Raw genomic sequence first — 12,047 nt, forward strand, 5'->3', positions numbered from 1 at the left:
TTGATAAAAAAGTTTCAGGATATCGCTTTTTTCAAAAAGGCGGCATGCCACGAAGCTTTCCACACACGGCTTCAGCAAAAACGCCTTTTAATGGATGTGCATGACATTGCGCAGGAAGCCGGGCAGCAGCATGGCATAGGGGTTCACATGCACCGCCGGGTTGCCCATCGGCCCGGTCACCTGATAGGTGGCCGATACCACGCCGCCATTCTTTTCGGGACTGAACAGCCAGCCCAGCAGGCCCGGCAGATGCCCCGGTGCCGCATTGACCGCAAAGGCGGGGATGATGGTGCCATCCAGGTTGAGCGTCTTCTTCTCCAGGTTCACGTCGCCTGAAACGGTTGCCCCCAGCGAGGCATTGCTGACCAGCCCGTCGGCAATGTGGATCGTGCCCTCATCCATCGTGACGGGGGCGGCAAGCTGCTCGATCTGCATGCCCGGCGCATGCGGCGCGCGCAGCCAGCCATAGATCGAGGCATTGTTGGCCAGCCTGACCACGGCGGGCACGTTACGCAGCTTGAACGGCCCCATGGTGACCTTGCCCGTAAAGGGGGCCGACGGCGTGCTGTCATCAAAACTGCCGTTGATGTCGGTCACGCCGCCCTGCATCTCGTCGGTCACCTTCATATCCCGCAGCAGGTCGCCCAGGCTTGCCACATGCACGTCCAGCACGCGGCTGCTGGCCTGCGGCGTCAGGTGGGCGGTCGCGGCAACCGGGCCTTCAACCGTCAGCACGCCGCGCGTCAGCCGCGTGCCGTTGGTTTCCAGATGGCTGTGCACGTTGGTCAGCGTGTCGGTCGGGCCGTAATACAGGGTCTGGGCATCAACATTCAGGTCCCACCGCCGTCCGGGCGGGCTGCTGACGCGGCCGGTGGCCATTTCGGGTATGTGATAGCCGCTGCCGCCCTGATGGCCGGCCGCTCGGGCCGCGGCCGCGGGATCGGGCGCGGTCTGGAACGAGACCAGCGGCGAGAGGTCCAGCACCTGTGCCGCGACATTGACCCCGATGGGGTCCCTTTCGTGCTGGGGCAGCATGACGGAGGCGTTGCCCACCGACCGCCCGACGCGGAACCCGCGCAGGATCAGCCTGCGCGCCATGCCCGACGCGGTTTCGGCATGGCCATCGATCAGCAGGTCCGGGCCCACGGCACGGATGTTCTCGATCGCCGCGATCTGCCCGTGGTCCAGTTGCAGTTCGACAGAGGCATTGGCCTCCTGCCCCACCTTCTTGGACCAGATGGGAATGGCCAGCGCCGCGCGGTCCAGGTCCAGGTCGATATCAACCTGCGCCCTGCCCCCCACATACCGGTCGTAATCCACATTCAGCAGGGCATTGCCGGAGAAATGTTCCCCCATCTCGAAGCCCGCGCGCCGCACCCCTTCGGGGGTTACATGACCCTGCAGGCTGGCGCTTTCCACCGCATGGACCATTGGCCCGCTGCGGAAATCCATGGTGTAGATCACGCTGGAGGGAATGCCCGCCAGCACGCCCGTGCCCTGCAGCAGCAGGCCATTGGTCGTGGCGTCGATGCCAAGATTGCCGTTATCAAGCGGCCTGCCCACCACCACATTGCCCAGATGCACCCCACCCAGGTCGGTATGGCTGCGCAGGTCGATCTGGTCCAGCCGCACATGCGCATCAAGCGGCAGGGCAATGTGCAGCGACACATTGGCCCGCCCGGCAGGGTGGGTAAACGACATGGGATGGCGCGAAAGCACATTGAGCCGTGGCTCGGCCAGAAGGGCCAGCACATCGCGCGCATTGCCCAGCAGGGTGGTGTTGATGTCGCCCACCTGCACCTTTTGATTCAGGCCGGTAATGAGCATGGAGCCGGGACCGACCTCGATCCGCCCGGTACCGGTGGCATCCACATGCCGGTCCGCCAGATCTACAAGCTGGTAGGCATGGCCGAAGCGGATCATGATCTGGTCCGGACCATCGAAAGTAAGATGGGCATCCATGTCATGCAGGGGTGCAATGGGGCGCAGCCAGTGCAGTTCCATGTCATCGGCATCGATGGTGCCGCCCAGCGAGACCAGGTCAAGCCCGCCCCAGCCCGTATGGCTGTCCAGCCCCATGTTGATCTGGAACTGGCGCACGCGGCCCTGCGGGATGTTCTGCGTGACCCAGCGCCGCGCGCCCTTCATGGCGCGCGGCGGCCAGAAATCCCCCAGCGATGCGAAATCCAGCGCCTGCGCACGCGCCGCCACGTTCACCTGCGCCGCCTTGGGGTTGAATACGGATGTGGATTTGAGTTCCGCCTTCGCCTCCAGCGTCGGCCCCGTATCGTCATCCGCCGCGTGGCCGGGCACGCGCAGGTGCAGCATGAAATTGTTCAGCGTTACATGCAGCGGGCCATCCAGCGGCGCCGTGGCCGGTCCCGCGCCCAGCGCACCCACCAGGTCGGCACTGCCCTGCCCCACCAGGTACTGCCCCGCCTTGCGCGTGGTGACCTGGCCATTGCCTGCTTCCAGATGCACGCTGAAATCACGCGGCATGAGAAAGGGCATGTCCCGCCCGCCATCACGGAAAGATACATGCAGGCTGCCCCCCACCGGCAGGTCCAGGGGGGCGACTTCCTTCTGTCCCGGCGCAAAGGCCGCGGGGCTGATCGGGTCCAGCCCCACGGTCCAGTCCACCTGTCGCGGGCCGCTATGTTCGCCCGTGCCATGCAGCACCAGCCGTTCGCCATTGCCCTCCAGCCCCAGCCGGACATCACCCGTAATGCCCTTCTGGCCGGAATCGGTTACGATCTTCAGCCGGGCATCGGCCTCGCCCAGCCGCCAGGTGCGCCCGCTCCTGCGGTCGGTAAAGGTGACATGCGTGTCGGACACGATCGCCTGGCGCAGCCCGTCCAGATCCACCGGCGGCGGTTCCTGCGGCCTGAGCGAGGGGTAGGGCGTATCCGGCCCCAGATCGAGGCCGAACTTGCCCTCCCGGTTGCGCGCGAAACGCAGCCGCCCGTGCGAGGCCGACAGTTCCAGGATGCGCACCCGCCCGTGCGCCAGCGCCGGACTGTCAATGGTGATGCGCCCGCGTCGCAGCGTGTCCGCCATCTCGCCATTGCGGCGGCGGATGGCAACGTCCTCCACCCATATCACCAGCGGTGCGCGCAGCCCTTCATGCAGCGCGTTCCAGCCCATGCGTACATGCCCCGCCGACAGGCCGCCGATAATATCCTCATGTTTCAGCCCGTGCGCCACGGGAATGGGCATGAGCAGCCTGACGGCGGGCGTGATGTCCAGCGGGCCTGCGGAAAGCCGTACCGTCAGCACCAGCAGCAGCACGGCGGGCAGCGTGATGCACAGCAGCACCAGCCAGATCACCACCCTGCCCCCCGCCAGTACCGCGCGGCGCACGCGGCTGGGGGCGGGGTGGGGCGGGGTAGAGGGTTGACCGGCTTCCGTCATGCCGTCCACGCTACGCCATCGCGCAGGTCTGCGTGGCTTTCCAGTCTTTTACCGGACCCCTTTCCATGGATCAGCCCATACCGCCTTCCCCCGTGCTGCACCCGTCGTGGCAGGGATGCACCTGGCCCCTTCCGGCAGATGGACGGGGGGCGGCCATACTGCATGAACATCTGGCGGCGGCCTGTGCCCGCGCGGGGCTGCCCGATGTCACCACCCTGCCCGGCGCGGCCCCGCTGATCGATGCGCTGGGGGGCAACGCCCCCTATCTGGCAGACCTGGCGCAGCGTGACATCACAGCGTTCCTTGCCCTGCTGACGGAGGGGGCGGAGTCCTGCACGCGCCGCATCCTGGACGGGCTGGAAGCCCTGCCGCCCGCCATGCCCCGCGCCCGGATCATGGCAGATCTGCGCATAGCCAAGCGGCAGGCGGCCCTGGCCATCGCACTGGCCGACATAGGCGGCGCGTGGACGCTGGAACAGGTAACGCTTGCCCTGAGCGAGCTGGCGGAAAACGCGCTGGGGGCCGCGGTCAGGCATCTGCTGCTGCATGCGCACGAGACGGGACGGCTGCGGCTGCGCAACCCCGAAAACCCGTGCCGGGGCAGCGGCTTCGTGGTTCTGGCGATGGGGAAGCTGGGCGCGCGGGAACTGAACTACTCCTCGGACATAGACCTGATCGTGCTGTACGACCCGGACCGCCACCCCGGTAACGAGGGGCTGCGACATACCTTTGTGCGCATGACTAGCGATCTTGTCACCCTTATGGAAGCGCGAGATGCAAATGGTTACGTTTTCCGCATGGACCTGCGGCTGCGGCCGGACCCATCCGCCACACCGGCCGCCGTATCCTTTCCCGCCGCCATCCAGTACTACGAAAGCATGGGCCGGACATGGGAACGCGCCGCCATGACCAAGGCCCGCCCCGTGGCGGGTGACATTACGGCGGGGCGCCGTTTCCTCAAAAGCATTCATCCGTTCGTCTGGCGCCGCCATCTGGATTTCGCGGTAATCGACGACCTGCATGACATGAAGGCCCGCATCGACCGCCATCGTAACGCAGGTCATGCCGATCTGGACAGCCTGCCGCCCGAACGCATCCGTGATCCGGCCGCGGCCACGGCATGGCTTCTGGGCCAGAACGTCAAGCTGGGCCAGGGCGGCATACGCGAAGTGGAGTTCGTGGCCCAGGCGCTGCAGCTTGTCTGGGGCGGCAGGCGGCCCGAACTGCGCGACCCCACCACGCTGGGCGCATTGCGGCGGCTGCGGCGGGCGGGACTGCTGGAACGTGCCCAGTCCGCAATACTGGCCCGCAATTACCGCATGCTGCGGCAGGCCGAACACCGCCTGCAGATGCGCATGGACCACCAGACCCACAGCCTGCCCGACACTGTGGACGGATTCGCCCGCTTCGCCACCTTCATGCTGGCAGCGGTGCCGGGGGAACTGGCCAGCGGCATGCTGGCGGTCATGCAGCGCTCGCGGCGGATATTCGACCAGCAGTTCGCCGAAGGCGGCACCGAGGACCAGACCATCGCCCCCGAGGACGCCGATGCCGCCGACCGCCTGCGCGGACACGGCTTCGCCGCAGGCGACATCAATGATGCGCTCGTCATCCTCAACCGCTGGGAGGGCAACCGCCTGCGCGCCCTGCGCTCGGACCGCGCGCGCAAGCTGCTGCGCCGGCTCCTGCCCACCCTCATGGCCGAGATCGGCAGCCGCCAGCAGCCGCTGGCGGTACTGCGCCGCTTTGACGCCCTGCTGGAACGGCAGTGGGCGGGGGTGCAGTTCCTGTCGCTGCTGGAACGCAACCCAGTCCTGATCCACCGCATCATGACCGTACTCGACTGCGCGCCCTTCCTGGCCGACCATCTGGCGCAGACCCCTTCCGCGCTGGACGGGCTGCTGGACATGGAGGACGGCCCCGGCGCGCTGGGCACCGCAACCGCGCTGGTGCGGCGGCATGTGGCCGGTGCCGGCACGGCCGAGCAGGTGCTGCCGGTGCTGCGCGGGCTGGTCTGCGGGGAAGAGTTCCGCCTGTCCGTCGCCCGTCTTGAACACCGCATGGGCGAGGACCGCGCCGCCCGTGCGCGCACCGCCATGGCGGACACGGTCATGCGCGGGCTGCTGGCGGTGGTCACGCGCGAACACAGGCGCCGCCATGGCAGCGTGCCCGGCGGGGCCATGGCGGTCGTGGCGCTGGGCAAGGCGGGATCGCATGAAATGATGCCGTGCTCGGACCTTGACCTCATGCTGGTGTTCGACCACCCCGACGATGCGGGGGAAAGCGTGGTCCCGGCATCGGTCCCGGCCGATGGCATCCCGCCGCGCCCGCTTTCCGCCGGAACCTATTACGTGCGCCTGGCCCATGCCTTTGTCGCGGCACTGACCGCGCCGGGGCGGGAAGGACCGCTGTACGAGGTGGACATGCGGCTGCGGCCCTCGGGTTCCAAGGGACCGGTCGCGGTCTCGCTTTCCGCCTTCCGCCGCTACCATGCGGAATCGGCCTGGACATGGGAACGCATGGCCCTGACCCGCGCCCGCGTGGTGGCAGGCCCGCCCCGGCTTGCGGGGGCACTGCGCGCGGCAATCGCCCATGCGCTGGATGAGGGGCCCCATGCCACCGCGCCGGCGCGCGCCCGGGTCCTGCATGATGTGCGCCACATGCGCGAACGCCTGGCGCGCGAACGCCCCGCCTCCGGCCCGTGGGACATCAAGCGCCGCCGGGGCGGGCTGATGGATGTGGAATTCGTGGCACAGGGGCTGCAGCTGCTGGCGGCCGTGCCCGCCACGCGCAGTCCGTCCACGCGCCTGGCGCTGCTGCGCATGGCGCGCGCGGGCGAGATGGATGCGCATGATGCCGGCATGCTGCGCCGCGCCGACCTGTTCTGGCGGACGTTGCAGGGGCTGATCCGCATCATCTGCGGCCGGGACATACCAGAGACCATACCCGCCGCCAGCCTTGAAATCCTGACCGGGGAGTTCAATGTGCCCGACGCCGCCGCCCTGCTGCGGCGCATGGACCGGATGGCTGCCGCTGTCACGGCCATATTCGACCGCCTGGTCCCGCCCATTGCCGATACGCCCGAACCATAGCGCGACAGGCCCGGTTCCCTCATGCACGGAAGCGTTGCATGATCACGCGCCACAACAAACCCCGGCCCCCTGCGCGCGTTGTGGCAACGCGCGACGCAGGCAGCCAGATCAGCAAGGCAGGTCATGAGCAAGGTTTCTCCCCCCTTTCCCGAACCCGGCAGCGCGGTTCCCGATTTCGACATGGCCGCGAGCGGTGGCCGCAGGGTCAGCCTGGGCAGCCTGCGCGGGCAGCCCTTCGTGCTGTATTTCTATCCCAAGGCCAGTACATCGGGCTGCACGAAGGAAGCGTGCGAATTCGAGGCCGCACTGGCCGACCTGCAGAAGGAGGGCATCAGCGTAATCGGGGTATCGCGTGACGGGATGCCCGCGCTGGAAAAATTCGCGGCCGATCATGGCCTGACCTTCCCCCTCGCCTCCGACGGCGATGGCCATGTGACCGAAGCCTATGGCGTATGGGTGGAAAAATCGATGTACGGCCGCAAATACATGGGGATCGAGCGCGCGACCTTCCTGGTCGATGCCACCGGGCACCTGCTCCAGGCCTGGCGCAAGGTCAAGGTGACGAACCACGTCACCGCCGTGCGCAAGGCCATTGCGACCCTGCTGCTACAGGCGGGAACGGGTCATCAGGCGTAATCAGTAATACGGACGCACCGGGCCGCCCCCATAGGGGCCGTAGGCCATGACCGGCGGCGGGGGCGGAGGCGGCCCGTAATAGACCACCGGCGGCGCGGGACGGTAATAGACCGGCGGCGGCGGGGGTGGCGGCCCGTAGGCATCCATCATGGCACCGCCGACAACCCCGCCCACGATGCCGCCCACCAGACCACCCACAAACGCATCACCCGGGCCACCGCGCCCATGGGCATGGGCCTGTGGCACGGCCCCGGCCACCCCGGCGAGAACCACAAGACCCGCTGCGATGCTTCGTATGTTTTTCATAACCCTGTCTGCGCTCCTGTATCGCTCAGGCGGGAGAAGCCGCCCCGCCGGACTCCCTTAAACAGGAACGCAGTGGCGATTTACGGGCAGGTTGCGCCCTTTTCGTGCCACAAAGCGGACCGGGCCGTTACGGATGGGCGGCGTGCAGTTCCTTCAGCCCCGCTGGCACGGCAAACACGCTGGCGGGCTGGGGATCGCGGGTGATGGATGTCGCTTCTACCATGACCTTGCCATCGCGCCTGACCTCCATCATCACGCCGTCATCGGTGTAACAGATCTCGCTGGGGCGCTGGTCGGTATCCTGCGTCTGCCACAGGGTGCACGGCGTGCCCACGACGTTTGACACGCCGGTGCGCAGCCAGTTGCCCTGCGCGCGCTGGCCCATCGCCACATTGGCCGCGCCGGGCGCGGGGATGACGGTCTTGACCTTCTGGTCGGCGTTCACCACCGTCAGCGTGCCCGCATGGTAGTCGGTGATCATGTAGGTTGCCGCATTGCCCGGATCGACACGCTGCATCATGGTACCGGCTGACCAGCGCATGCGCTGCGTCATGACCGCACTCGTGTCATGCGGGGGATAGATGGCGTAGCTGACATCCACATCATTCTGCGGCGTGACATACGGGGTCTGGGTATCGGGGGCCGCGCCATCGGCGGCATGGGCATAGCCCGGCCCCGCCAGCAGCAGGGCACCCATCATTACGGTCCGGCGGAGGCCATGGGCCAGTCGTGTCACTTCATGCAATCCTTCAAACGGGCCTTGGAAAAACGGGCGGCGGGGCCTCATCCGCCCTTCGCGTCCCTGCCGGCGGGGGTGCCGGGCGGCGGGGGCGGCTCAACCTTGCGGTAGCCTTCCGGCGGCTGGAACATGCTGTCCGGTATGGGGCCGTACACGACTTTCGTCGCTTCCAGCTTACCCTTCAGCCCGTCACCATCCACGCCTATTTCCTGCAGCACCACGCCATCCTCCGTCACGCAGGCGGTGGCGTTGCCCTGGTCTGTCGTGACATCCCACTGCGTGCAGGCAACACCCGCCACACTCGATGCCCCCTTGCGGACAAAGGACATGGACAGGTCCAGCAGGAAGGGGTTGCGGATGCCGTAACGCGCATCAAGCTGGCTGTAGACCTTCTGCGGGTTGATGATGATGGTGACCTGGCGGCTCATGCGGTTGAGGATCGTCTCGCCCATGCCCTGCGGGCTGTCGATTCGCATCAGCCCGCCATTATAGGCGAACCATGTACGCACGGCCTTGGGTTCGGGCACGCCATCGGGCTGGACGTTGTAATCCACCTGCACATCCCGTGTGGGGGTAAGCGGGGGATGAACGCCCGGGGCATCCTGCGCGCGGGCGGGCCGCGGGCCGCCCCCTGCCGTCACGGCCGCCGCAAACGTCGCCACCCCCAGTAATCCTGCGCCCGTCCATGCCCGCCTGTATCGCGGGCGGGGCGTTGCATGCTTCATCACGTCTTTCCCTTCATCTGCCCAGACGGAAGCCCGCATGGACCGCCCTGTCAACCGCATGGGTGCGTCATGTTCCGCGCAGGGCGCGGATCGCGGCCTCCACCACCGTGTCCTGCCCGTTGCCCACCCATGTGGCCGCCTGCTCCACCGCCTGTTCCAGCGCGTGCAGATAGGCGCGTGCCGGGATTTCGATCCCGCCGAACCCGGCCAGATGACCGGTGCCGAACTGGGTATCAAGCAGGGTGAACCCACCCAGCCGCAGCCGGGCCACCAGATGGACCAGCGCCACCTTGGACGCATCGCGCTGGCGGCTGAACATGCTCTCCCCAAAAAAGGCGCGCCCGATGGCCACGCCATACAGCCCGCCCACCAGCCGGCCTTCGTGGCGCACCTCCACGCTATGGGCATGGCCCATGGCATGCAGCTGGCAGAACAGGCTGCGGATGCGCGGATTGATCCATGTGCTCTCACGCCCCGGCGCGGGTTCGGCGCAGCCATCCATGATGGCGGGGAAATCCTGATCGGTCGCCACGACAAAACGCGACGACAGCACGGTACGCATGAGCCTGCGCGGGACATGAAAACCGTCAAGCGGCAGGATGCCGCGCATTTCGGGGCAGAACCATTCCAGCGTGTCCGAACGGGCATCGGGCGCCATGGGGAACAGGCCGATGCGGTAAGCGCGCAGCATAAGCTCCGGCGTGATGGGAACCGTGTCTTGACCCGTCATGTTCTTGGGATAACCCTCTCGCATGCTCCTGTGGCCATAACGGACCACGGCATGCCCGCGTTCATCAGGAGAAAATACCCCATATGTCCGATATCCGTCCCCGCCTGCTGCTGACCCAGCGCCAGACCCCGGCGGTCATGCAGCGCATCACGCACAGCTTTACCATATCCGGCACGCCCGAACACAGGCTGACAACGCGCGAACTGCTGGATGCCGCGCGCGCCTTCCAGCCTGATGCCATCATGACATCAACCGGCCTGCCGCTACAGGGTGATGATGTAAAACAGCTACCCGACTGCGTGAAGGTGGTGGCGACCGTAAGCGTGGGCACCGACCACCTGGATATTCCCGCCCTGCACGCACGCGGCATTATTGTCACCAACACCCCCGATGTGCTGACGGACTGCAATGCGGACATGGCCATCCTGCTCATGCTGGCGGCCGCCCGGCGGGCGGGGGAATATACCACGCTCATGCGCGGGGGCTGGGGGCGGTCACTGGCCATGGACGAACTGCTGGGCACGCGCATGAGCGGCAAGCGGCTGGGTATTGTCGGCATGGGCCGCATCGGTCGCGCGGTGGCCCGTCGCGCGCGTGGCTTCGATATGGAAATACTGTATTCCAACCGCCGCCGCCTGCCAGCCGCGCAGGAAGCGGGTGCGACCTATTTCGGCACGCTGGCCGACATGCTGCCGCATTGCGATATCCTGAGCCTGCACCTGCCCGCATCACCCGAGACGGACGGCATGATCAACGCCGGCCTGCTGGCCCGCCTGCCGCGCGGCGCCATCTTCATCAATGCCGCCCGTGGCGCGCTGGTGGATGAGGATGCGCTGATCGACGCGCTGCGCAGCGGCCAGCTTGCCGCGGCGGGTCTGGACGTGTACCGCAACGAACCGAACCCGGACCCGCGATTCCTGGAACTGCCCAATGTCTTCCTGACCCCGCATGTAGGCAGCGCCACGACCGAGACCCGGACCGACATGGGCATGCTGGCCGTGGATAATGTGGAAGCCGTGCTTGGCGGCAGGCACCCGCCCACCCCCGTCAGGGCCTGAATCCGGACAACAGGGAGAAAACCATGGGACTACCGGGCATATTCGTGATTTTTGCGCTGATCGCCCTCCTGCTGGAAACGGTAGCACCCCGTTTCCATGGAATATGGGAGACATTGCTGGCGTTCTACTGCGTCTTCGCGCTGGTGGCGGGGCTGATCGAGGTCCGCCTCACGCTGAAGGCCGATGCCGCGTCCGGGCAGCGGCAGGGCTGACCCCTGCCACCGGAACGGGAAATGGATCAGCAAAAGTTTTTGGTGAAGCCTTTTTCAAAAAGGCGGCAACCAAAAACTTTTACTTTTTCTTATCAACCATCTGCTTCCAGACAGTCCCTTAACTCTCGCTGGCCTGACTGGCGGCATGGGCCTTCAGGTCGGCGGCGGTACGGCGTACTTCCGGCCCGTATTCCCGCTCCAGCCTGCGGATGGTGAAATGCGCCTGCGCCACCGCGCGATAATGCGACAGGAATGCCGCGTTGAGCGACGCCCCACACAGCGCGCCCGCCACCGGCATCATCTGCAGGGCGAATTTGCGCGACAGGCCCAGCCCGTAATGGGTCGCGACCTCACTCACCAGCATCACGACCGGGCGGCCACGCAGCATGGCACGGGCGGAAAAATAGCCCAGTTCGTTATCTTCCCCCTGTCCCTGCCCCTTAGGGCCGCCAAAGGGGAAGGCACGCAGGGCGAAAACCTCCAGGCATGCGGCGCGCGCTTCCTCCTGTGACAGGTCCTCCCCCTGCTCACGCGCGATGCGCGCGATCTCGCGCATGATGGCAAGCGTGGTGAAGCCGACATCCGCAATCAGGCCAGGCAGTCCGGTAAACCCGCCTACGGCCCCCGATACGGTCACGGCCGCCCTGAGTGCGGGCTCCCGCCATGTGGGGGTCCCCGCCGTGACCGAAATATCCCGCGGGCGGTCCATGCCCAGCACCGCGATGTCGAATGCGCGCCTGATGGCGGTTTCGGTCGCGGATTGCAGGCGGGCCTGCAGCGCGGGGGCCAGCCCCAGCGTGCGCATGCCCAGCATGGCCGCCTGCCCCACGGCGCCACCCATCAGGTCCGCCAGGCGTACCAGCACGCCGCGCCCGGCCTCGACGCGTTCCAGCGCCTGCTGGAGTTCATCAATACACGCGCTGTCCAGCGTCAGCGGTGCCAGTTCGTTCGCGGACCCTGCACTCATTACAATGCCTTTCGCCTGATCTTCCGTAAGAATACGGGCCGGTCCCGCCACGTGCCCGCAACGCGCGCAGTCAGGGGCCGGCCGCTACGCCCATGCGGCAGTGCCAACCGTTTCAGCACCATGGCCGCCTTCTGGCAATGCGCATCACCATGGCGGCAGGCATGAAACGCT

Annotated in this window: 10 protein-coding genes; 4 read left to right on the forward strand and 6 right to left on the reverse strand. The window is 66.8% G+C overall.

Features of this window, described 5'->3' with window-relative positions:
• Window positions 1-87: 87 nt before the first annotated feature.
• The gene (locus GWK63_RS11300) at window positions 88-3,411 is read right to left on the reverse strand and encodes an AsmA-like C-terminal region-containing protein (RefSeq protein WP_039999594.1); all 3,324 of its coding nucleotides are present in this window, start codon (window positions 3,409-3,411) and stop codon (window positions 88-90) included.
• Window positions 3,412-3,476: 65 nt separating this feature from the next.
• Here GWK63_RS11300 and GWK63_RS11305 point away from each other — a divergent pair, with 65 nt between their 5' ends.
• Both GWK63_RS11305 and GWK63_RS11310 read left to right on the forward strand, forming a co-directional pair.
• A complete protein-coding gene (locus GWK63_RS11305) occupies window positions 3,477-6,503 on the forward strand; it encodes a bifunctional [glutamine synthetase] adenylyltransferase/[glutamine synthetase]-adenylyl-L-tyrosine phosphorylase (protein WP_172459723.1) in 3,027 nt (1,008 codons plus the stop codon).
• Window positions 6,504-6,626: 123 nt separating this feature from the next.
• On the forward strand, window positions 6,627-7,139 hold the full coding sequence (locus GWK63_RS11310; RefSeq protein WP_007399595.1) for a peroxiredoxin: 513 nt from the start codon (window positions 6,627-6,629) through the stop codon (window positions 7,137-7,139).
• Here GWK63_RS11310 and GWK63_RS11315 read toward each other — a convergent pair whose 3' ends face one another.
• The 4 genes from GWK63_RS11315 to aat form a co-directional block, all read right to left on the reverse strand.
• Window positions 7,140-7,445, reverse strand: a complete 306-nt coding sequence (locus tag GWK63_RS11315) for a hypothetical protein (RefSeq protein ID WP_007399594.1) — start codon at window positions 7,443-7,445, stop codon at window positions 7,140-7,142.
• 127 nt (window positions 7,446-7,572) lie between these two features.
• Window positions 7,573-8,181, reverse strand: coding sequence for a hypothetical protein (locus tag GWK63_RS11320; protein WP_039999591.1), 609 nt, complete (start codon window positions 8,179-8,181; stop codon window positions 7,573-7,575).
• Between the two features lie 47 nt (window positions 8,182-8,228).
• Window positions 8,229-8,909: a hypothetical protein gene (locus GWK63_RS11325; RefSeq protein WP_034933416.1), complete on the reverse strand. Its 681-nt coding sequence runs from the start codon at window positions 8,907-8,909 to the stop codon at window positions 8,229-8,231.
• 67 nt (window positions 8,910-8,976) lie between these two features.
• Window positions 8,977-9,639 (reverse strand): leucyl/phenylalanyl-tRNA--protein transferase, encoded by a 663-nt coding sequence (aat, locus tag GWK63_RS11330; protein WP_050800776.1) that lies wholly within the window; start codon window positions 9,637-9,639, stop codon window positions 8,977-8,979.
• An 83-nt stretch (window positions 9,640-9,722) separates the two neighbouring features.
• Here aat and GWK63_RS11335 point away from each other — a divergent pair, with 83 nt between their 5' ends.
• Both GWK63_RS11335 and GWK63_RS11340 read left to right on the forward strand, forming a co-directional pair.
• On the forward strand, window positions 9,723-10,697 hold the full coding sequence (locus GWK63_RS11335; protein WP_007399590.1) for a 2-hydroxyacid dehydrogenase: 975 nt from the start codon (window positions 9,723-9,725) through the stop codon (window positions 10,695-10,697).
• Between the two features lie 23 nt (window positions 10,698-10,720).
• A complete protein-coding gene (locus GWK63_RS11340; protein WP_007399589.1) occupies window positions 10,721-10,909 on the forward strand; it encodes a hypothetical protein in 189 nt (62 codons plus the stop codon).
• 118 nt (window positions 10,910-11,027) lie between these two features.
• On the opposite strand, the gene GWK63_RS11345 is transcribed toward GWK63_RS11340, so the two are convergent.
• Entirely contained in the window at window positions 11,028-11,876 is an 849-nt protein-coding gene (locus GWK63_RS11345) for an EcsC family protein (RefSeq protein WP_007399588.1), read from the reverse strand.
• Window positions 11,877-12,047 lie beyond the last annotated feature (171 nt).

Source organism: Komagataeibacter rhaeticus (genome assembly GCF_011611525.1).
In the GTDB taxonomy this organism is placed as follows: Bacteria; Pseudomonadota; Alphaproteobacteria; order Acetobacterales; family Acetobacteraceae; genus Komagataeibacter; species Komagataeibacter rhaeticus.

Excerpts from the sequence above, each read along its gene's own strand:
- GWK63_RS11300 (WP_039999594.1), bottom strand. The coding sequence starts at position 3,411 with ATGACGGAAGCCGGTCAACCCTCTACCCCGCCCCACCCCGCCCCCAGC.
- GWK63_RS11305 (WP_172459723.1), top strand. The coding sequence starts at position 3,477 with ATGGATCAGCCCATACCGCCTTCCCCCGTGCTGCACCCGTCGTGGCAG.
- GWK63_RS11310 (WP_007399595.1), top strand. The coding sequence starts at position 6,627 with ATGAGCAAGGTTTCTCCCCCCTTTCCCGAACCCGGCAGCGCGGTTCCC.
- GWK63_RS11315 (WP_007399594.1), bottom strand. The coding sequence starts at position 7,445 with ATGAAAAACATACGAAGCATCGCAGCGGGTCTTGTGGTTCTCGCCGGG.
- GWK63_RS11325 (WP_034933416.1), bottom strand. The coding sequence starts at position 8,909 with ATGAAGCATGCAACGCCCCGCCCGCGATACAGGCGGGCATGGACGGGC.
- aat (WP_050800776.1), bottom strand. The coding sequence starts at position 9,639 with ATGACGGGTCAAGACACGGTTCCCATCACGCCGGAGCTTATGCTGCGC.
- GWK63_RS11335 (WP_007399590.1), top strand. The coding sequence starts at position 9,723 with ATGTCCGATATCCGTCCCCGCCTGCTGCTGACCCAGCGCCAGACCCCG.
- GWK63_RS11340 (WP_007399589.1), top strand. The coding sequence starts at position 10,721 with ATGGGACTACCGGGCATATTCGTGATTTTTGCGCTGATCGCCCTCCTG.
- GWK63_RS11345 (WP_007399588.1), bottom strand. The coding sequence starts at position 11,876 with ATGAGTGCAGGGTCCGCGAACGAACTGGCACCGCTGACGCTGGACAGC.